Origin of the sequence: Microbacterium trichothecenolyticum (assembly GCF_030818955.1) — a bacterium.
GTDB classification, from domain to species: domain Bacteria; phylum Actinomycetota; class Actinomycetes; order Actinomycetales; family Microbacteriaceae; genus Microbacterium; species Microbacterium trichothecenolyticum_B.
Map to the genome: position 1 here is coordinate 2,761,833 of NZ_JAUTBF010000001.1, position 20,386 is coordinate 2,782,218.

Below are 20,386 nucleotides of genomic sequence, written 5' to 3' on the forward strand. Positions count from 1 at the left end.
AAGCTGGCGAGGTGAAGCCTCCCCGCGCGGCCCTGCCGACCTTCAGCCCGCAGACACTCGCCGTGCTGACGCCGCTGCGCACGGGCGCCGCTCGATCACGAGCAGAGCTCGCCGCGCATACCGGTCTGTCGCCGTCGACGGTGACCGCGCGCATCGATCCGCTGATCGCCGCCGGTGTGATCGTCGAGAACGGCACCGACGACTCGCGCGGCGGTCGCCGGCCCCGGCGTCTCGCCATCCGCGGCGACCTCGGTACGGTGGCCAGCGTCGACCTCGGGGTCGAGCGCAGCACGATCGGGCTCGTCGACTACGCCGGCACCTCCCTCGCCCATCGCCACCTCGTCCTCGATCTGGCCGAGGGTCCCGATGCCGTCCTGCGCCGCGTCGCAGAAGAACTCGCCGCTCTGGCGGCGGCGAACGGCGCGCCCACGGTGACGGGTGCGGCGATCGCGCTGCCCGGGCCGGTGTCGGCAGAGACAGGCCGGCTCGTCGCGCCGTCGCGCATGCCCGGCTGGCACGACGTCGACGTCGCGGCCCTGCTCGCCGACATCCTCGGGGTGCCGGCGCTCGCGAGCAACGACGCCAACTGCATGGCGGTCGGCGAGCTCGTGGGGGGTGACTCCGAGGCCCTCAACCAGGTGTTCATCAAGGCCGGATCCGGCATCGGGTCGGGTGTCGTCGCCGGCGGCCGGCTGTATACGGGCCGCAGCGGAGCGGCGGGGGACATCAGCCACGTCACCGTGCCCGGTGCGGCCCCCGTGCCGTGCTCGTGCGGCCGCGTCGGCTGCCTCGACGCGGTGGCGAGCGGGTCGGCCCTCACCCGCGCGGCCCAGGAGGCCGGACGCGACGTCTCGGATGTCGAGACGGTGATCGATCTCGCCCGCAACGGGGATGCCCTCGCCACCGGCCTGCTGCGCGAAGCGGGCAGCATGACCGGCGGCGTGCTGGCCACGATCGTGAACTTCTTCACGCCCGACCGGCTCGTGGTCGGCGGTTCGTTGAGCGCATCCGACGTCTTCATCGCGGCGATCAAGTCGAAGCTGTGGGCCGATTGCCTGCCCATGGCGACCGAGAACCTCGAGGTCGCCGTCCCCCGGCATCCCCGCGTCGGCGGCATCCTGGGCGCGGCCCGCCTCTTCCTCGACGCGGCTTTCGGCCCCGAGACCGCTCGTTCGGCTCTGCGGACTTCGGCTCGCTCTTAGCCCGTCGGGAGCATGCGAGACAGGGACCGCGCTCGGGACTCCGAGAGGGAGAGGGGCGGACGCGGCGATGTCCGCTCCCGGACCCTCACCGCCCCACCGCGTGAAACCCTGGAGCCGCGTGGCGCGCGCCACCGCGATCGTCATGGACGATCCGGATGCCGACTTCGCCGAGGCGGTCGTCGAGGCTCGACGCCTGGTGGCGCAGCGGGCGTTGCCGGGGGTGTGACCTTCAACCCAGCGCATGCGTCGCCGTCGATCAAGGCGTGTGTCCCGCGTTTCGCAGACGTAAATTCCCGGCCCCTGAAGAGGTGATCGGGACGCGCGCATGGGACACTGGTAAACGATTACCCAGGAGGTCAGCCCATGCGCGTCGCCGTCGGTCAGGTCGAGCCCGTCTTCGGCGACGTCGCCGCGAACATCACAATGACCGAGGCGGTCGTCCGTGAGGCGGCGGCTCAGGGGGCCGACCTCGTGGTGCTGCCCGAGCTCGTCTCGTCGGGGTACATGATGTCGTCACGCGAGGAGGCGTTCGCGCTCGCCGAACCCGCCGGCGCCGGCCCGGCGACGAGCGCATGGAAGAACCTGGCCGCCGAACTGGGCGTGTTCGTGGTCGCGGGCTTCCCCGAGAACGATCGAGGGCGTCTGTTCAACGCCTCGATCCTGTGCCTGCCCGACGGTACCCATGCGGTCTATCGCAAGGTGCACCTCTGGGACGAGGAGGCGCTCTACTTCGAGCCCGGCGACCTCGGGTTCGCGGTCGTCGACACCCGGTTCGGGCGCCTGGGCATGATGATCTGCTACGACGGCTGGTTCCCCGAGAGCTACCGCTCGCTGGCGCTGCAGGGCGTCGACGTCGTCTGCGTGCCCACCAACTGGGTGCCCATCCCGGGCCAGGCCGAAGGACAGCCCGGTATGGCGACGATCCTCACGATGGGTGCCGCGCACAGCAACGGCGTCATCGTCGCGGCGGCCGATCGCGTCGGGGTGGAGCGGGGGCAGGAGTTCATCGGCCAGAGCCTCATCGTCAGCCACACCGGCTGGCCGCTCGCCGGACCGGCTGCAGCGACGGGCGCTGCGCTGCTCGTCGCAGATGTCGACGTGGCGGCGGCGCGCCGCAGTCGTGCGTGGGGCGCTTTCAACCACCCGGTGCGCGACCGCCGCCCCGACGCCTACCGGCTGCACCCGGCACCGTGACGGGTCGGCGGCCGGATGTCATCGCACTGACACAGCAGCTCGTGCGACTCGACACCGCCGGTCACGACGAGGACGTAGCTCTCGCTCTGCTGGCCCCGCTGCTCGACGACGCCGGCTTCGACGTGGCGCTGATCCCGTGGCATCCCGGTCGCTCGAATCTCGTCGCCAGCTGGCGTGGTGGCGGGCCACTCGTCCTGAGCGGTCACGTCGACACCGTGCCCGTGGGTGCTGCCGCCTGGGCCGCACACCCGCTCGGGGGCGATGTCGACGGCGACCGGCTGCATGGGCGCGGCGCGAGCGACATGAAGGGTGGGGTCGCCGCCATGACCGTTGCAGCCCTCGACGCGGCTGCTGCGGATGCCGCGCCTTTCCGCCTCGTGTTCACCTCGGGCGAGGAGACCGGATGCGGCGGAGGAGCCGCGGTGGCCGCCGCAGGGAGATTCCCCGCCGACGGCATCCTCATCGTCGGGGAGTCCACGGGCAACGATGTGCGGCTCGGGCACAAGGGTGCGACCTGGCTCCGGCTGGACGCGAGCGGCCGGGGTGCGCACGGCTCCCGGCCCGAACTCGGCGAGAACGCCATCGAGAAACTGGCCGACGCGATGCGGGCGCTAGGCGCGCTGCCTCCGCGGCCGCCGCACCCGCAACTGGGCTCGCGCACGACGAACATCGGGACGATCGCGGGTGGGACGCAGACGAACCTCGTCCCCGACGCCGCGTCGATGACCGTCGACGTGCGAACGGTTCCCGGGGCAGGAGCCGAAGAGGTCACCTCGCTGCTCGAGATCTACGGAACCGTCACGCCCACCCTCGACATCCCAGCGGTGTGGAGCGACCCCACAGCGGAGCTGACGGACAAGATCGTCGAGGTCGTGGCATCCGTTCGCGGTTCGCGTGCCTCGATGGACGGGGTCAGCTACTTCACGGACGCCGCCGTGCTCGACCCCACGCGCGCCCGGTCGTACATCGTGGGTCCGGGAGACCCCGACCAACCGCACACCACGGACGAGTCGGTCTCCGTGCGCATGCTCTCGGAGGCAGTGGAAATCTATCGCGCGCTCATCGGCGCGCGGCTGGCGTGAGCCGCGTCAGGCGCTGCCGCGGACGATGAGCTCGACCGGCAGGAGCGTCTCCTTCGCCGAAGCGTCGTCCCCGTCGATGAGCGCGAGTAGCGTCGCCACCGACGTCGCGACGATGTCGGCGACCGGCTGACGAACCGTCGTCAGCGTCGGGCGGCATGCGGTCGCCACCGAGATGTCGTCGAATCCGGCGATCGCCAGCTCGATGGGGACTTTCCGGCCCAGCTCGGTCGCGGCATCCAGGGCACCCAACGCGATCAAGTCGTTCGCGCAGACGAGGGCATCGATCTCGGGATCACGACTCAGCAGGTCGTGCGCCGCGGCGCGACCGGACTCGCGACTGAAGTCGCCGAGCGCGACACGGGCCGCGGCCCGGGGGTCGTTGTCGTGGGCCCATTCCCGGAACCCCGCAACACGTCGACCTCCCGACCAGTTCTCGGGATCGGCTCCGACGAAGGCCAGTCGTCGACGGCCCGTGGCGATGAGGTGTCCGATCACGGCGGCGATGCCGGCGGCGTCGTCGATGCCGACGAACGGTGCGGCGACACCGGTCGCGCGCTGATCGACCTGGACGAGTGGGATCGAGGCGCGTGTCGCGTCGAGCGCGGGCGCCGAAGCGGTCTGCGTGCACGGGACCACCAGGATGCCGTCGACCTGGCGCTCGGCGAGCAGGTCGAGGCGACGACTCTCGGTGTCGGGGTCGTCGTCGGAGCTGCAGAGGAAGAGGGCGAGGTCATGGACCTGAAGGGCCCGCTCGACACCGCTGACCACCTGTGGGAAGAACGGGTTGTCGATGCGCGGCACGACCATGCCGACCACGCCGGTGCGCGCACGTCGCAGCGCCCGTGCCACCGAATGAGGGCGATACCCCAACTCGGTCGCGGTGCGCATGACCAGCTCGCGATGTTCGGGCTTGACGGCACGGGCTCCGGACAGCGCCCTCGACACGGTGGCGACCGAGACCCCGGCGGCGTCGGCGACATCTCGTACCGTCGGACGCCGCGCCATAGAGCTAGCCTACGACCGCGTCCGCGGCAGCATGCGCCGGCGGCGGGGCACGATGCTCGCCCGGCGCCACGGCGTGCTGGCCGACTCCCACAGCGAGATGAGCAGGAAGGCGAGCAGGCCGATGGATGCCAGGACGATGATCGCCGCGAACACGCCCGCGGTATTGAATCGGCCCTGCATCGTCGACAGGTACACGCCCAGGCCGCCGGTCGTCGACGCGAGCGACTCGGCGAGGATGGCTCCCGTCACCGAGAAGGTCGCCGACATCTTCAACGCCGAGAACAGCGGGGTGTAGGTCGCGGGAAGCGCGATGACGACGAAAGTGCGCCACCGGGAGGCGCCCATCGCCCGCGCGAGGTGCACGCTGTCGGGGTCGACCGAGCGCAGGCCGTCGAGCACGTTGACCAGTACCGGGAAGAACACGATCATCGCGACGACGACGAGCTTGGGAGCCAGGCCGAAACCGAGCCAGATGACCAAGGCCGCGCCGATGGCGACGACGGGGATCGCCTGGCTCACGATCATGATCGGGTACAGCAGCCGGAACAGCAGCGGCGAGGCCGACATCACCAGCGCCAGCAGGAACCCGAGTGCGGCGCCGATCACGAAGCCCAGGGCGAAGACCTGGCCGGTCGCGACGATACCTCGCCCGATGGCATCCCGATCCTCCACGATCGCGGCGAAGGCCGCCCACGGGGATGGCAGGACGTAAGCCGGGATCGCGAAGAGCTGCACGGCGAGCGCCCAGATCACGAGCAGCCCCAGGATCGAGACGATCGGAGTGATCAGCGTCACCCAGCGCCGGCGGGAGGGGGAGAGCGCGTCGATGCTCATGCGGGGGTCCGCCTTTCGTCGAGGTCGCCGCGCGCGCGGCCGTAGATGAGGTCGACCGCGCGCTTCTTCAACGCGGTGAAGCGATCGCTGGTCAGCACGTCGACATCGCGCGGGCGCGGGAGGTCGACCGTCAGGATCTCGCTGATGCGACCCGGCCGCGGCGACATCACCACGACACGGTCGGCGAGGAAGATCGCCTCGTCGATGTCGTGGGTGACGAAGAGCACCGTCGAGCCGGTCTCCCCCCACACCCGTAGCAGCCACTGCTGCATGTCGAGGCGCGTCTGGCTGTCCAAGGCGCCGAAGGGCTCGTCGAGCAGCATGACGTCCTTCGCGAACGCGAGGGTGCGCATGAGGGCGACGCGCTGGCGCATCCCGCCGCTCATCGCGTGCGGGAAGTGATCGAGGAAGTCGCCCAGGCCGTAGTGGGTGGCCATCTCGGCGGCCTGTTGCTTCTGCTCCCGGGTCACGCGGCCCGTCAGGCGGGCGCCGAGGGTGATGTTCTCGAGCGCGCTGAGCGAGGGCACGAGCAGGTCCTTCTGCAGCATGTATCCGACGGTTCCGGGGCGGCCGGTGGTGTCGGTGCCGTCGATCGTGACGGTCCCGCGCGTGGGACGCAGGATGCCGGACACGATGTTGAACAGCGTCGACTTGCCGCACCCGCTCGGCCCGATCACCGAGACGAACTCGCCCGCCGCGACCGAGAGGTCGGTGGTGGCGAGCGCCTCTGTGCTGCCGAAGCGCTGCTCGACGCCGCTCAGCACGACCTTGGGCGTGCTCACGAGATCACCGTCACGCGGCGGGGACCGAACCACACGACGTCCTCGCGCTTGACCCCGTAGAGGTGGGTGCCGATGAACGGTTCCACCGCCCACGCGCCGGTCATGACCGTCTCGTTGTACGCATCGATGTACCCGTCGTCGTACGAGGAATCGCGCGAGAGCGAGTGCCCGATGTTCTGCAGCCGGTCCAGCAGGAGCAGCCCCGTCCCGGACAGGGCGTCCTGGAAGTGGGCGAACCAGTCGCACGCCCGCATTCCGGGTCGGGCGGCCGCCAAGAGGCCCGCGTGGATCTCCTCGACGGCCTCGAGGGCGCGCCGCTGGGGCACGTTCTCGCCGCGGATGAGGGTGCGCGTGCAGTCACCCCACCAGCCGTCGGTCGTCACCGGATGCACGTCGATCGTGCCGAGGTCGATGTTCCACAGCACCCGTTCGGACGGCACGTCAGTGGGAAAGCAGCTCAACGTGCCGACGCCGAACCCCACGACCGTGGGCGTCCATACGCCGGCCCCGCCGAGCTCGACGACCCGCCGATCGATGCGGTCGCGCACCGCGCGCTCCGATTCGCCGGGCTCGATGTCGCGGGCGAACTCCTCGGCGATCCGGATCGCGAGTCGTTGCGCCCGGACGAGGCCCTCGGGTGGTTCGTCGGTGAGAGACCGATCCGTCATCGTTCCGTCTCCGTCGCCCCGGCCCGCGTGAGCCACTGCGCGAGCTGGTTCCACAGGCGGGCGTACCCGGGCCACTCGACGAAGGGCGAGGTCAGCCAGTGCGGACCCATGTCGGTGGTCACCGCGGCGACACGGCCGGCACCGTGCTGGCCCACGACGACGAGCGGGTGGCTGCCGACCGTTGCGACGACCTCCGCGCCAGGCGCGGGTGTCATGCGCTGAAAGCCCAGGATGCCGGGCCAATCGCCCTCGAGTCCGCGGGTGATCTCGTGCCCGCCGTCGGCGTGCGGGACGATCGCCTCCGGCGTCTCCTCGCGGTCGTCGCCGATCTCCATGACGACCGGCAGCACCTCAGCGAGCGCGGTCGAGCGGTAGTTCGCCTTGCCCTCGATGCCCTGGAAGGACAGGTACCCACCGACCATCAGCAGGGATCCTCCGCCGGCGACCCATGCGGCCAGCGATGCGAGGCGGTTGGCGGGCGCGGCCCGTCCGCCCGTGAACACGGCGTTGGTCAGCAGCAGGGTGTTGGCGCCGATGTCGCTGAGTACCACGAGGTCGTAGACGGAGAGCTCTTCCACCGTGTAGGGGAACTTCTCTGCGGCGACGTGGTTGGGCTGGAACTCGACACTCCATCCGCCCGCTTCGAGCGCATGGATGAAGGGCCATGCCCCCTCTTCGTAGGTGGACGTGTGGAACGTGTCGAACCCCTTGGTGTGGACGGACGTGGTGCTCCACGACTCGCCCGCGAGCAGGATCCTGCGCCCGCCGCTCACTCGCCCAGCGCCGAGTTCGTGTAGAGGTCGGAAACGGGGATGCTCTGGTCGATGAGCCCGTAGGTCACCGCCACGTCGACGAGCGACTGCCACGTCTCGGGGGATTGCTTGAGGTCGTCGGCCGTGACCTCCACGCCCGCGTCGCCGAAGAGGGCGGACGTGGCCTCCCACTGCAAGGTGGTGAAGTCGAGCGACTGCGCGTCCGGATACGCCGCCATGAAGATGTCCACGGCCTTGTCGGGGTTCTGTCGCGCCCAGTTCAACCCGCGGATGGTCGCGGTCATGAACGCCGAGGCTGCGTCAGGGTGCTCGTCGAGCCACTGCGAGTTGCCCGCGAGCATGAGGACGGGAGCGTCCGGAGCGCCGTAGTCCTTCGAGTAGCTGATCGAGTAGTCCTTGCCGAGGGACTGCAGCTCGCTGCCCTCCGCGTTGGTGATGCCGGTGATGGCATCCACTTTCCCGTCGACGAGAAGCGGGACCGTGCTCGAGTCCGCCGTGACGAGGGTGACATCGTTGATGGTCTTGCCGACCGAACCGAGCATGATCGACAGCTGGGCGTTGGACCACGCGTCGTTGTAGGTGCCGATGAGCTTGCCGGAGAGCTCGTCCGGCTTGATCGGCTCGCCCGAGGTGGTCATGAGGCCCCAGTTGTTGTTCGTGCCGTAGGTGCCGATGCCGACGACGGGGACGCCCTGTGAGCGGGCGGTGACGATGTCGACGCTCGTGGTGAAAGCCAGGTCCGCCTGCTGTGTGCCCAGGTACTGCATCGTGGCCGAGGTGTTGGGTGGGGTCATGATGTCGACGTTGAGTCCGGCCTCTTCGTAGAACCCCTGATCCTTTGCGACCAGCCAGGGAATCCAGAAGCCGTCGGCGACGGGCCACTCCTGGATGAACCGGATGTCGGTGGTGCCGCCATCGCCGGACGCCTCGCCCGAGCCGCCCGCGCAGGCGGTGAGGGTGACGGCGAGGGCGACGCCGCACGCGGCGGCGACGACTCGGCGGATGTGGCGTGCGGCTGTGCTCATGGTCGGGTCCTTTTCATCGACGGGTAATCGATTACCAAAGTATCCGCGTCCGATGCGGCGCGTCATGACGCGAGTGTTACCGTCCCGTAAAACGTGGCGAGGCCGCCGGCGATCGGCGCGACCTGCCACCGCCGCCCTCGGGCCGTCACCCTCCGGCCCTTTCAGGCGATCCCTCACTCTCACCGTGTACCGTCTCTTCCGGTCTGCGCGACTCCACGTGCTCAGGTCGACTCCAGGGCGGCGTCGTCGACGAGCGGGTGGGCGCGCGCGAAATGACAGGGGAGGCGATGACCATCAGCACGATGACCGTCCCCCTCTCGACGCCCATGGCGAAGACCCCGGGGCCCCTCGACACGGTCCGGACCCTGCCCTCGCTGACGGGCCTGCGCTGGGCGACCGCGATGCTGATCTTCGGCCACCACCTCATGGCCGTGAACTACTTCGGCGGGACGGCCGGCGACGTGTGGGGGTTCCTCTTCGAAGCGGGCAAGACCGGGGTGACGCTGTTCTTCATCCTCTCGGGCTTCGTCTTGGCGTGGGGCTTCAAGCCGCAGCAGTCGGCCCGGTCGTTCTGGTGGCACCGCATCGCACGCATCTATCCGTTGCACCTCGTGGGCGTCGGCCTCGCCCTTCTTGCCGCGGCGACGCTGGTGCCCGAGATTCGCAGCAACGGCGCCGCGCCGGTGGTGGCCAACGTCCTCCTCGTCAACGGCTGGGTGCCCGACTGGTGGCAGGCCGGCAACCCCGCCAGCTGGTCCCTCGTGTGCGAGGCGTTCTTCTACCTGACCTTCCCCTTCCTCATCCGCCCGCTGGCCCGCGCGTCGAACCGGGCGCTCGTGATCGTGGTCGTGGCATCCCTCGCGCTCGCCGCACTGGCTCCCCAGATCGCCGCCGTGTCACCCGTGCCGATGTCGGCCGCGTCGACGCCGCTGCTGCGGCTGCCCGAGTTCGTGCTCGGCGTGGCGCTCGCGCTGTTGATGAAGAGCGGGGCCTGGATGCCGATGAGGCTGCGCTTCGCGCTCCCGCTCGCCGTCGCGGGGTACGCGCTGTCGGAGGCGCCGACGCTGCCCGGCACCGAGGTGCACGTGGGCCTCGCGGCGACCGTCGGCGGTTTCGCCCTGCTCGTCGCCGCGCTCGCGAACGCCGACGCGCGCGGGCGCTCGACCTTCCTCGCGCGTCCGCTGTGGCAGGAACTCGGGCGGGTGTCGTTCGCGTTCTACCTCGTGCACCTGCTGGTGATCGCCTCGGTGTCGTCGTCGTGGCCCGACGGGCACCCGCAGCTGCCCTGGCCGCGGGCGGTGCCGCTCGCGCTCGCCGCGTTCGGCATCGCGCTGGCTCTGGCGTGGGTGCTCCACAAGGCGGTCGAGATCCCGGCCCAGAGGTGGCTGCTGCGGTACGAGCGGTCGCGAGCGCGCGTGCGGCCCGCGGCGGGCGACGTGCGGTCCTCCCCCGTCGCGGGGGCGGGAGTCGGCGCATCCGGCGTCTCGGCCGAGGCTCTGGTGGGGCAGCGCACCCGCAGTTAGGCTCGCCGGATGTTCTCGGCTGTCGGCGGTACCCACCTGCTCATCCTGCTCGTCACCTGGGGCATCAGCCTCGCGGTCGTCGGGGCCGTGCTCTACGTCGTGGTTCGCTTCGCCGTTCTGCACGCGCTGAAGGCCCACACCCGCTGGGTCGACGGCGGGAAGAGCTGACGCCGCCGCCCCAAAACAGGGGATCGTGCGAGAACAGGCGCGATCCGCGCCGCGGCGCCCTGTTCTTGCGCGATCCCCTGTTCTCGTGCTGCCGACCCCGCGGCAGATGAGCTGCGACACACCCGCTCCACCCGTCGTTCAGCGAGCCCCCGGTACACTGCCCCGTGCCCGAAACACTGCTGAATCCCGATCGTGAGGCCAAGGCCGTGGCATCCATCGATCCCACCGAGCTCGAGATCGCGCTGCGCGTCATCGACGCCGCCTCCGCGCTCGACCACGATGACCCCGCCTACATCGCCCTGCGCCGCCAGACCGGCAAGCTCTACAAAGACGTCAAGCGGCAGTCGCGTAAAGAGAAGCGGCAGCGCATCGCCGACGCCGATCGCGCCGTCGTCGCCGCCACCGCCACCGGCGCCCCCGACCGCATCGACGACGAGACGCGCGGCATCCCGCTCGCGACGCGCGTCGAGACGCCGTACGCCGGAGAGCTGATCAAGGCCCGCGCCTGCTACATCTGCAAGCAGGACTACACCCTCGTCGATGCGTTCTATCACCAGCTCTGCCCCGACTGTGCGGCGATGAGCCACGCCAAGCGCGACGCCCGCGCCGACCTCACCGGCAAGCGCGCCCTGCTCACCGGCGGTCGCGCCAAGATCGGCATGTACATCGCGCTGCGCCTGCTGCGCGACGGCGCCCACACCACCATCACCACGCGCTTCCCGCGCGACGCCGTCCGCCGATTCTCGTCGCTCCCCGACAGCGCCGACTGGCTCCACCGGCTCAAGGTCGTCGGCATCGACCTGCGCGACCCCGCCCAGGTGATCGGACTCGCCGAGTCGGTGGCATCCGATGGTCCGCTCGACATCCTCATCAACAACGCAGCCCAGACCGTGCGGCGCTCGCCGGGGGCGTACAAACCCCTGGTGGATGCCGAGTTGGCACCGCTTCCAGACGGACCGCTGCCCGAGCTGGTCACGTTCGGCCACACGAACGATGCGCACCCGCTGGCGCTCGCGCAGTCGGTGTCGGCGCACCCGATCCTCGCGTCGGCGGCGCGCACGGCCGAGGAGCTGACCGCCGAGGCGATGGCCGCGGGCTCGTCGTCGCTCGAGCGTCTCATGACCGGAACCGCGATCGACGCCGGCGGCCTCATCCCCGACGAGGACCGCATCAACAGCTGGACGCAGCACGTCGACCAGGTCGAGCCGCTCGAGATGCTCGAGGTGCAGCTGGCGAACATGACCGCGCCGTTCCTGCTGGTCAGCCGCCTGCGCCCGGCGATGGCGGCATCCACCGCGAAGCGGAAGTACATCGTCAACGTCTCGGCGATGGAGGGCGTGTTCGGCCGTGGATACAAAGGTCCCGGCCACCCGCACACGAACATGGCCAAGGCCGCGCTGAACATGCTGACGCGCACGAGCGCGCGCGAGATGTTCGAGTCGGACGGCATCCTCATGACCGCCGTGGACACCGGCTGGATCACCGACGAGCGACCCCACTTCACCAAGGTGCGCCTGGCCGAGGAGGGCTTCCACGCTCCGCTCGATCTCGTCGACGGCGCGGCGCGCGTGTACGACCCGATCGTGCGCGGCGAGGCCGGCGAGGACCTCTTCGGCATCTTCCTGAAGGACTACCGCAAGAGCTCTTGGTGACCCGGCGCCCCGCTACCCGTTGAGTGTCCAGGACACGCCGCATCGGGGCCCGGCCCGACGGCGTGTCCTGGACACTCAACGGGCGGATCAGGCGGGCAGGAAGAACTCGCGCGCGAGTGGGGCGATCTCCAGACCGGATGCCGTCGCGGCGGTGACCCAGCGGAGCTCGGCGATCTCAGCATCCGGCACGGGCTGCTGGTCGCCGATGTCGACGCGGAACACGTCGGCGACCACGTCGAAGCCCGGCTCGTTGGCCGCGGTGGCGGTGAACTCGCCGAGCGCCTCGAGGTCGGCGGGATCCAGGGCGAGGCCGAGTTCCTCCCCGAGCTCGCGGGCAAGAGTCTCGCCCGGCGTCTCACCCGGCTCGGGCTTGCCGCCGGGCTGCATGAACGCAGTCGTCCCGGCCTTGCGCACCAGCAGAAGGCGTCCGGCGGCGTCGGTGATGACCGCGGCCGAGACGCGGATCCGGCGCGGGGCAATGGCATCCGTGGTCACACCGGCACGGTAGCACCCGGGGGCGTGTGGGTGTCGGCGCTGTCGAGTGTCCAGAACACGCCGCTGGGCGTGGGGCGGCTGCGGCGTGTCCTGGACACTCAACGGGGGAGAGGGACGGGGGAGAGGGACGGGGGATCACGCGGTGCGGCGGATGCCGGTCACGATCGGTCGCGTCGACGCCAGCGCCGTGGCGACCAGCGCGAATCCGCCGGCGAAGGTCGCCGCGATCGTCAGCACCGCGAGCGGGGCGACGAGCAGGCTCATCCCGACGATGGGGAACGCCAGCAGCAGTCCGAGTGCGGCTCCGCCCACCGCTGCCCACCGCAGCGGGACCATGACCGTCAGGCGGCGTGCGCGGCGGAGTTCGCCGTCCGGGATGCCGAGGCGATCGAGGCCCACGATCAGCTCCCGTTCCTCGAGCACCGACGCCGCCTGGGTGACGCCTACGGCGCAGGCGAGGAGAACGAAGGCGATGCCGAGGGTGACCAGCACGCCGGTGCGGATGTCACCCATCATCGGCCCGGCCTCGTCGGAGGCGACATCGGCGATCGCGAGGCCCGAACCCGCGACGACCGCGATGAACGACACGATCGCCATGCCCGACACGCGGCGCCACGCAGGACCCGCGTGCGCGGCGAGCTCGCGCCCCGCGACCAGTTCGGCGGCGGTGCGGGCGCGGCGGGCGATCGCGCGGCCGCGGGCGGCGATGACCGGGGCGCCGATGACATTAAGCAGGCCCATCGCGGCGCCGAACAGTGCCAACAGCACGGCGAGGCTCACGGCGGGGCCGACAAGCTCACCCACGACCTGGAAGTTCATCACCAGCGCCACGACACCGACGAGCAGCACGCCGCCGATCACGATCGCGGCGGTCTTCTTCGGCGGCGCGGCGCGGCGCGTGCGCACACCCAGCGGGGTCACCGCGACCCGGCGCAGACCCACCGCCGAGCTTGCCGCGCCGATCAGCACGACGGCGACCACCACGCCGGCGCCCAGCAACGGGTCGACGGCCACCGCGCCGACGCCGACGGGACCGCCGAAGAAGGGCAGCAGACCGACGAGCGGAAGCAACGCACCGAAGAGCGCGATACCGGCGACCGCGCCGGCCGCGGCGACAGCGGTCGCCTCGAGCACGGTCAGCGTCCACAGCTCCCGCGTGCTCGCGCCGAGCAGGCGAAGAGTCGCCAGACGATCGGTGCGGCGGCGACTCGTGAGGCGCGCCGCGGCGGCCCCGAGGGTGACGAGCGGCACGGTCAGCAGCACCAGGGCGAGAACGGCCAGGATGCCGTAGAGCCCGCCCGCGACGGTCGCGCGCGGATCCACGAGGAACATGCGCGCGCCCCCGGTGACCACCAGCAACAGGGCCGTGGTCACGGCGAAAGCGACGACGGGGAGCGCGATCGCCGCGCGCCCCTGGCGGGCAGGGCGCGAGAGCAGTCGGGCGAGGGGCACGACGGCGCTCACCGGGAGGCTCCCGTCGAAGGGGAAGCCGGTGCGGCATCCATCGCCGAATCGCCCACGATGCGACCGTCACTCACCCGCACGATGCGCGAGCAGCGGCGGGCGACGTCGGCGTCGTGCGTGACCATCACCAGCGTGCGCCCCTGACCGGTGGTCGCGTGCAACAGCGCGGCGAGCACCTCGGCCGAGGTCGCGGAGTCGAGCGCGCCGGTCGGCTCGTCAGCGAACACGACCGGGGCGCCGGTGACCTGGGCCCGGGCGATGGCCACGCGCTGCGCCTGGCCGCCCGAGAGCTGGCCGATGCGCCGGCCTTCGACGCCGGCGAGTCCGAGGGCGGCGAGCCAGGCGGCGGCGTGGCGCTCGGCATCCGGTCGCCGCATCCCCGTCAGCAGCAGGGGCAGGGCGGCGTTCTCGACGGCGGTCAGCTCGGGCAGCAACAGATGCTCTTGGAAGACGAAGCCCAGCGACTCGCGGCGCACGCGGGCACGCCCGCCCTCGTCGAGGCCGACCAGCTCGCGCGGGGCGGTGCCGGGAGCGCTCAGCACGACCGACCCCGCGTCGGGGGCGATCACGGCCGCGAGGCAGTGCAGCAGCGTCGTCTTGCCCGAGCCCGAGGCCCCCATCACGGCGACGGACTCGCCGGTGCGGATGGTCAGCGAAACGTCGTCGAGGGCGCGGAGCTCGCCGTATCGCTTGATGAGACCGGTGGCGGTGAGGACGGGGGAGGATGTCATGACTCCATCCCAGCGAGCGGCGACGGCCGGGTCGTCAGCCCGGGGAGGTATCCGTGTCGATCGAGCGGACGATCTCGCTGGATGACAAGATGCGAGCGCCCTCCGACCGGCACGGCCGCGGCGGGCGCGCCCCCTGTCCCGGCCGGTGAAGCCGTGCGACGATGTTCGCCGTCCGCTCATCTGCGCGTCGCCCGCTCCTCACCTCGGGCGGCCAGGATCGCGGCAGGAGGTACGGTCCATGATCCCCATCACGGTCTCGGTGCTGTTGGCATCCGCTCTCTGTGTGCCGGCGGCGGCCCTGAGCGACCCACCGCCCGACGGATCGATGATCATCCAGGTCGAGGTGCCGGAGCGGTCGGCGACGCCGGCGCCGGCCGCTGCGGACGACCGCGCTCCCGGCACACTTCCTGCAACCGGCGGCGAGCTCGCCCTGTGGGGCGGCGCGCTCGCGCTCGCCGCGCTCGCGGGGGGAGCGGCGCTGCGCGCGTGGCGCCGGAGGGCCTGACGCCCCCTCAGTCGATCCAGAGCACGACGCCGCGCAGCCCCGTGAGCACTGCGGCGACTCCCGCCCGTACGGCCGACGCGGCGCGGGCGGGGGTGAACGAGGCGGGGTCGTACGCGGCCGGTGTGCCCAGGCCCTCGCCGCGGTAGGCGGCTCCGGTCCAGTCGACCGCGGTGACGTTCTCGGTCGGTTCGGCGAGCTCGGCGCCCACGATGAGGAACTGGCGGTCGAGATGGTTGGCCGTCACCGTCGCGAGCGGATCCACGAGGGCGTCGCCCGCGCTGACGATGAGGTCGGGGTTCAGCTCCATCGCGCGCACGGCCCCGTCGATCATGTCGTCGTCGGCGTGCACGACCTCGAGGTCGGCCCCGGTGTCGGCGGCCCACGCCTCGACCGCGTCGACCAGGGTCCGGGTGGGGGCGTCGTCGCCGACGGTCAACAGCACCACGCGATACCCGGAGGGCGCGCTCACCCCCGCCCAGGAGCCGGGCGCGGGCGAGTGGGTCGACTCGGGAGCAGCAGGCGGCGTCGCGGGTGCGAAACCGGGGGCGGGTGTGCCGAGGGCGGCGGGGGCCGGTCGCGGCGCGTCCCACCCGGGGCCGGTCGCACACCCGACGAGAAGACCCAGCATCGCCACCGACACCACGAACAGCACACCGCGCCTCACCCCCTCACTATGGGGAGGCAGGGTGAACGCGGAGCGGACGTTTCGTTTCCGTTTTCCGCATCGCGGCGAACCGTTCATGACGTCGGAGCACCCTCTGCGCAGAAAGGTGTTCATGTTTGCTTCTCTTCGGCGCCGGCTCTCCGGCATCCTCCTGTTCCTCGCCGCGGGAATCGCGGCCCTGCTCTCGGCCGCCGCTCCCGCGTCGGCGCACGGCATCCTCTCGGTCGTCTACGCCGACATCCACAGCGGCGGCCCCGGCGTCGTGCGTGCGCAGCTGCAGCTCGAAGACGATCTGCTCGTCGTCTCGGTCGCCGACGCTCAGCACGACGACCCCCTGTACCGCGCGGGCATGGCCGCGTTCGAGGCCGGCGACGCCGCCCAGCAGGCTGCCGTCCTCGTCGAGCACCGGGACGCCGTCGCCGCGTACGTGGGCGAGCGCTTCCGCGTCTCCGCCGGGGGGACGGCGTGCTCACCCTCGCTGGCCGACGACGTGTCGATGACGCAGCAGGACGGCGTGCCCTACGCCGTGCTCACCGTGGACTACGCCTGCCCGCCCTCGGACGACGGCCACGAGATCACCTCGACCCTCTTCCCCGACGGCGAGGGCTTCGTCACCGACACGAAGACGATCCTCACCTACGCGCTCGACCTGCACGAGGGCAGCACCGTCTTGGATGCCGAGCACCCGGCGTTCACGACCGCCCAGACGACGCTGGAGCGCTTCTGGGAGTTCTTCCGTCTCGGCGCCGAGCACCTTCTCACCGGCATCGACCACATCCTCTTCCTCGTCGCGCTGATCATCGGCTCGCGTCGGCTGCGGGAGGTCGTGATCGCCGCCTCGACGTTCACGCTGGCGCACTCGGTGACCTTCATCCTCGCCGCCACCGGGGTGGTCGCGGCCCCGCCCGAGCTGGTCGAGCCGACCATCGCGTTCTCCATCGCCGTCGTCGGCGCCTGGTATCTCTGGCGCCTCTGGCGCGGCGACCGGGTCGATCAGGACCTCTCGCACGCGCACGGCTTCCTGCGTCTGGACCGCGCGGGCTGGCTGCGCGTGGGTGTCGTGTTCGTCTTCGGCCTGGTGCACGGGCTGGGCTTCGCGTCGGCGCTGGGCATCGACGAGCCGTGGTCGTGGACGCTGCTGTGGTCGCTGCTGGTGTTCAACCTCGGTATCGAGGCGGTGCAGATCGGCATCATCCTCATCGTCTTCCCGCTGCTGGTGCTGCTGCGGCGACGCTCCCCGCGCGCGGGCATGTGGGTGAGCGCTGTGCTCGCGGTCGTGGTCACCGTGGCCGGATTGGTGTGGTTCGTCCAGCGCATCCTCGGCATCGAGTGACGGGTGTTGCCCCTTCCGATAGATGCCCTGAATCAACCATTCACGTGGACGTCACCCACGCGGCGGAACGTGGAGGGGCTCGCGACCGGCGAGCCCGCACCACATCCTCACGAAGAGAACGGACCTCCATGTTCCTCACCGCATCGACGTCGCACGGGGCGCACACGCGCCGCCGTGTCTCGTGGATCGCAACCGCTGCGATCGGCGCCTCGCTCGTGCTCTCGGGCACGGCGGCGGTCCCCGCGGCGATGGCCGACACCTCGGCGACGCTCTCCGGCGTCATCCTCGGAGTCGGCGCCGACGAGACGCAGCGCATCGTCACCTGGTACTCCTCCGCCGACACCGCGCAGGTGGTGCAGGTCGCTCCGACCTCGGCACTGGTGAACGGGCAGTTCCCCTCGTCTGCCACGACGTTCTCGGCATCCGGGACCGCCAACATCGCCTCGAGCGGGGGCTTCAACCGGCACGCCACCATCACGGGTCTCGCCGAGAACACGGCGTACTCGTACCGTGTGGGCTCCGACGGCAACTGGTCGTCGACCTCCGCGTTCAAGACGCAGTCGTTCGAGGGCGACTACGACTTCCTCTTCTTCGGCGACCCCCAGATCGGCTCCTCCGGCGACCTCGCCAAGGACCAGGCCGGCTGGCAGGACACCATGAACGTGGCGGTCGGCGCCAACCCGAACGCCGAACTGCTCGTGTCGGGCGGCGACCAGGTCGAGACGGCCAACACCGAGGCGCACTGGAACGCCTTCCTCGCCCCCGACCAGCTGCGCCAGTACCCGTGGGTCGCGACCATCGGCAACCACGACGTGGGCGGTAAGGCTTACGAGCAGCACCTGTACACGCCCAACACCGATCGCTCCGGCGCCTATTACCGCAAGGGATCGGGCAGCATCGGCACGGAGTCGGGCGGCGACTACTGGTTCGTCTACAAGGACGTGCTGTACATCGACCTGAACAGCAACAGCTACAGCACCTCGCAGGGCGGCGGCGGAGACGACGCGCACATCGCCTACGTCACCGACGTGGTGAACAAGCACGGAGCGGATGCCAAGTACACGGTGCTCGTGTACCACCACGCGATCTACTCGCCGGCGGACCACGCGAAGGACGCCGACAACAAGGTCCGCCGTACCGACTTCCCCACGGCTTTCTCGAAGCTGGGCGTCGACCTCGTCCTGCAGGGTCACGACCACAGCTACTCGCGCTCCTACGAGATCAAGAACGGCGCCAAGGCCAACGCCGACGAGAAGCCCGGTCAGGACGAGGTCTTCGAGGGTCCCGGCGGCGTCGTGTACGTCACCGCGAACTCTTCGTCGGGGTCGAAGTACTACGACATCACCTCGCCCGACGACAGCGGGACCAGCGGTGCCGGAAACGGTGCCGACCCGCTGAACCCGGCGAACTACTGGTACAACTCCGTGCAGAACCAGGAGCACGTGCGCTCGTACGTCAAGGTCCAGGTCAAGAAGGACCAGCTCGTCGTGCAGAACATCCGCTCCGGAACCTGCGACGCACCCAACGCGGCGGTGGAGCTGAAGAAGGTGCTGTGGTGCGGCCCCGAGAACGGCTCGAAGCCGGCCGAGGCTGTGGGCACCATTCAGGACGAGGTCACCATCCACCCCAACCACGGCGACGGCCAGGACATCCAGGTCGACGTGCCCACCAGTGCCCCCGGTGAGTTCGGCTGGACGATCAACGGCCACAACGGCCTCGTCGACCTCGGCACGGCCCAGGAGAAGAATCTGCAGTACTTCGAGGCCACCGGACAGATCAACCCGATCACCGTCACCGACACCCGCACGAGCATGTCGCCGTGGTCGGTCTCGGCGTCGGTGGGTGACTTCACCGACAACGGCAAGACCTTCAACGGTTCGTTCCTCGGCTGGACGCCCAAGATCGTCACCCCGGGTGCCGGAGCCGTCGCGGGCGCCGCGGTGAAATCGGGCTATGACGGCGGCGACGGCCTGTCGGTCTCGCGCCTGCTCGGGTCGGCTCCCGTGGGCCACGACCGCAGCGCCGGCGTCGTCGGTGCAGACCTCGACCTGAAGATCCCCAACACCACCGACAAGGGAAGCTACCGCGCGACCCTGACCCTCACCGCGCTGGCCGGCTGACCAGCGAACAGCGCCGGCGGGGAGCGTGTCTCCCCGCCGGCGTCCCCTCCCGAAGGATCCCCATGTCTCCACTGAGCTCTCTCCCGCGGGTCGCCGCGGTCACCCTCGCCGCCGCCCTGATCGCCGGGGGTGCCGTCAGCGCATCCCCCGCCCTGGCCGCGACCGATGACGTGACCTGGACCGTGCGCACCGCCTCGAACTCCCTCGGCGCCGAGCGGACGAACTACAGCTACACGCTCAACCCGGGGGCGCATCTCGACGATGCCCTGGTCATCGCCAACCGCGGCACCGAGAACCTCGAGCTCGACGTGTACGCATCCGACGGCTACACGACCTCGACCGGCGCCCTCGACCTGCGCGTCGCCGGCGAGCAGTCGGTCGGCGTGGGCGCCTGGGTCACCGTGCCGCAGCGCCACGTCCGCGTCGCCGCGGGCCAGAGCGTCGAGGTGCCGTTCGCCGTCGACGTGCCGCAGAACGCCACCCCCGGCGACTACGCGGGCGGGGTCGTGACCTCGCTGACGGTGGCCGATGCCAGCGCCAACGTCAACGTGGACCGGCGCCTCGGCATCCGCACCGCTATCCGGGTCGGAGGAGACCTCGCACCCGCCCTCGCCGTCGACGACCTGCGCGTGGACTGGGACGGCGGCGTCATCCCCTTCCTCGTGGGCGACGCCACCGTGCACTACCGACTGCACAACGCCGGCAACGTCGCACTCAGTGCCGAGGAGTCCGACGCCGTGAGCGGGCCGTTCGACCTCGCGCGTGTCGACGCCGACCCGACCGAGGCGGCTCCCACGCTGCTGCCGGGCGAGTCCTGGCAGCGCGACGTCCGGGTGCCGGCGGTGGCGGCGATGGGCGTGCTCGTCGCCTCGGTCGCCGCGACCCCCGTCGTCACCGATGCCGCCGGCACCATCACGACGCTCGACCCCGTCGCAGCCTCCGCGCTCGGGTGGGCCGTTCCGTGGCCGTTGCTGCTGCTGGTGGTGCTCGCCGTGGCCGCCGCCGTCTTCGGTCCCCGGCTGCTGCGCGAGCGTGGCCGTCGCCGCCGGGAGGCCGAGGACGCACGCGTCGCCGCTGCCGTGGAGCGCACGCTGGCGGAGCAGGGACGCGAACGCGAGCTCGTCGACTGATTCGGCATCGAGCTTCCCCCGGAGGCGCACAGGCGG

The 20,386-nt window shown here is 70.9% G+C and carries 20 protein-coding genes; 10 read left to right on the forward strand and 10 right to left on the reverse strand.

The features are described 5' to 3' along the window. Window positions 1-11: 11 nt before the first annotated feature. The 3 genes from QE412_RS13060 to QE412_RS13070 all read left to right on the forward strand — a co-directional run bounded on the left by QE412_RS13060 (window position 12) and on the right by QE412_RS13070 (window position 3,478). Window positions 12-1,202, forward strand: a complete 1,191-nt coding sequence (locus QE412_RS13060; protein ID WP_307484477.1) for an ROK family transcriptional regulator — start codon at window positions 12-14, stop codon at window positions 1,200-1,202. Between the two features lie 363 nt (window positions 1,203-1,565). Continuing rightward, window positions 1,566-2,396 carry a nitrilase family protein gene (locus tag QE412_RS13065; RefSeq protein ID WP_307484481.1) on the forward strand — a complete coding sequence of 277 codons (831 nt, stop codon included), beginning with the start codon at window positions 1,566-1,568 and terminating at the stop codon, window positions 2,394-2,396. 41 nt (window positions 2,397-2,437) lie between these two features. Continuing rightward, the gene (locus tag QE412_RS13070; RefSeq protein ID WP_307484484.1) at window positions 2,438-3,478 is read left to right on the forward strand and encodes a M20/M25/M40 family metallo-hydrolase; all 1,041 of its coding nucleotides are present in this window, start codon (window positions 2,438-2,440) and stop codon (window positions 3,476-3,478) included. Window positions 3,479-3,484: 6 nt separating this feature from the next. Here the strand turns inward: QE412_RS13070 and QE412_RS13075 are convergent, their stop codons facing one another. The 6 genes from QE412_RS13075 to QE412_RS13100 are packed head-to-tail and all read right to left on the reverse strand — an operon-like array spanning window position 3,485 to window position 8,565. Then, the gene (locus QE412_RS13075) at window positions 3,485-4,483 is read right to left on the reverse strand and encodes a LacI family DNA-binding transcriptional regulator (protein ID WP_307484487.1); all 999 of its coding nucleotides are present in this window, start codon (window positions 4,481-4,483) and stop codon (window positions 3,485-3,487) included. A gap of 9 nt (window positions 4,484-4,492) precedes the next feature. Then, on the reverse strand, window positions 4,493-5,317 hold the full coding sequence (locus QE412_RS13080) for an ABC transporter permease (protein ID WP_307484491.1): 825 nt from the start codon (window positions 5,315-5,317) through the stop codon (window positions 4,493-4,495). Beyond that, on the reverse strand, window positions 5,314-6,099 hold the full coding sequence (locus QE412_RS13085; protein ID WP_307484494.1) for an ABC transporter ATP-binding protein: 786 nt from the start codon (window positions 6,097-6,099) through the stop codon (window positions 5,314-5,316). Before QE412_RS13085 ends, QE412_RS13080 begins: the two co-directional genes overlap by 4 nt. Continuing rightward, complete coding sequence (locus QE412_RS13090; protein WP_307484496.1) at window positions 6,096-6,767, reverse strand: M24 family metallopeptidase; 672 nt, start codon at window positions 6,765-6,767, stop codon at window positions 6,096-6,098. Before QE412_RS13090 ends, QE412_RS13085 begins: the two co-directional genes overlap by 4 nt. Then, window positions 6,764-7,540, reverse strand: a complete 777-nt coding sequence (locus QE412_RS13095) for a glutamine amidotransferase (protein ID WP_307484499.1) — start codon at window positions 7,538-7,540, stop codon at window positions 6,764-6,766. The genes QE412_RS13090 and QE412_RS13095 overlap by 4 nt, the downstream gene beginning before the upstream one ends. Beyond that, window positions 7,537-8,565, reverse strand: coding sequence for an ABC transporter substrate-binding protein (locus tag QE412_RS13100; RefSeq protein ID WP_307484501.1), 1,029 nt, complete (start codon window positions 8,563-8,565; stop codon window positions 7,537-7,539). The genes QE412_RS13095 and QE412_RS13100 overlap by 4 nt, the downstream gene beginning before the upstream one ends. A gap of 302 nt (window positions 8,566-8,867) precedes the next feature. Between QE412_RS13100 and QE412_RS13105 the strand changes: the two genes are divergently transcribed. The 3 genes from QE412_RS13105 (at window position 8,868) to QE412_RS13115 (ending at window position 11,908) form a co-directional block, all read left to right on the forward strand. Beyond that, window positions 8,868-10,088, forward strand: coding sequence for an acyltransferase family protein (locus QE412_RS13105; RefSeq protein WP_307484504.1), 1,221 nt, complete (start codon window positions 8,868-8,870; stop codon window positions 10,086-10,088). Between the two features lie 9 nt (window positions 10,089-10,097). Further along, complete coding sequence (locus QE412_RS13110; RefSeq protein ID WP_307484506.1) at window positions 10,098-10,256, forward strand: hypothetical protein; 159 nt, start codon at window positions 10,098-10,100, stop codon at window positions 10,254-10,256. Window positions 10,257-10,420: 164 nt separating this feature from the next. Beyond that, window positions 10,421-11,908 (forward strand): SDR family oxidoreductase, encoded by a 1,488-nt coding sequence (locus QE412_RS13115; protein WP_307484509.1) that lies wholly within the window; start codon window positions 10,421-10,423, stop codon window positions 11,906-11,908. A gap of 87 nt (window positions 11,909-11,995) precedes the next feature. Here the strand turns inward: QE412_RS13115 and QE412_RS13120 are convergent, their stop codons facing one another. The 3 genes from QE412_RS13120 to QE412_RS13130 all read right to left on the reverse strand — a co-directional run bounded on the left by QE412_RS13120 (window position 11,996) and on the right by QE412_RS13130 (window position 14,598). Next, window positions 11,996-12,403 carry an NUDIX hydrolase gene (locus QE412_RS13120; protein WP_307484512.1) on the reverse strand — a complete coding sequence of 136 codons (408 nt, stop codon included), beginning with the start codon at window positions 12,401-12,403 and terminating at the stop codon, window positions 11,996-11,998. 135 nt (window positions 12,404-12,538) lie between these two features. Continuing rightward, window positions 12,539-13,867: an FtsX-like permease family protein gene (locus tag QE412_RS13125; RefSeq protein ID WP_307484514.1), complete on the reverse strand. Its 1,329-nt coding sequence runs from the start codon at window positions 13,865-13,867 to the stop codon at window positions 12,539-12,541. Next, window positions 13,864-14,598, reverse strand: a complete 735-nt coding sequence (locus QE412_RS13130; RefSeq protein WP_307484517.1) for an ABC transporter ATP-binding protein — start codon at window positions 14,596-14,598, stop codon at window positions 13,864-13,866. The genes QE412_RS13125 and QE412_RS13130 overlap by 4 nt, the downstream gene beginning before the upstream one ends. 238 nt (window positions 14,599-14,836) lie before the next feature. On the opposite strand from QE412_RS13130, the gene QE412_RS13135 reads away from it, so the two are divergent. Then, window positions 14,837-15,103, forward strand: coding sequence for an LPXTG cell wall anchor domain-containing protein (locus QE412_RS13135; RefSeq protein WP_307484519.1), 267 nt, complete (start codon window positions 14,837-14,839; stop codon window positions 15,101-15,103). 7 nt (window positions 15,104-15,110) lie between these two features. On the opposite strand, the gene QE412_RS13140 is transcribed toward QE412_RS13135, so the two are convergent. Continuing rightward, complete coding sequence (locus QE412_RS13140; RefSeq protein ID WP_307484523.1) at window positions 15,111-15,767, reverse strand: hypothetical protein; 657 nt, start codon at window positions 15,765-15,767, stop codon at window positions 15,111-15,113. A 112-nt stretch (window positions 15,768-15,879) separates the two neighbouring features. Here QE412_RS13140 and QE412_RS13145 point away from each other — a divergent pair, with 112 nt between their 5' ends. The 3 genes from QE412_RS13145 to QE412_RS13155 all read left to right on the forward strand — a co-directional run bounded on the left by QE412_RS13145 (window position 15,880) and on the right by QE412_RS13155 (window position 20,350). Beyond that, a complete protein-coding gene (locus QE412_RS13145; RefSeq protein WP_307484526.1) occupies window positions 15,880-17,100 on the forward strand; it encodes a HupE/UreJ family protein in 1,221 nt (406 codons plus the stop codon). A gap of 128 nt (window positions 17,101-17,228) precedes the next feature. Continuing rightward, window positions 17,229-19,220, forward strand: a complete 1,992-nt coding sequence (locus QE412_RS13150; protein ID WP_307484529.1) for a purple acid phosphatase family protein — start codon at window positions 17,229-17,231, stop codon at window positions 19,218-19,220. A gap of 62 nt (window positions 19,221-19,282) precedes the next feature. Continuing rightward, on the forward strand, window positions 19,283-20,350 hold the full coding sequence (locus QE412_RS13155; protein ID WP_307484531.1) for a WxL protein peptidoglycan domain-containing protein: 1,068 nt from the start codon (window positions 19,283-19,285) through the stop codon (window positions 20,348-20,350). The last annotated feature ends 36 nt before the right edge of the window (window positions 20,351-20,386 follow it).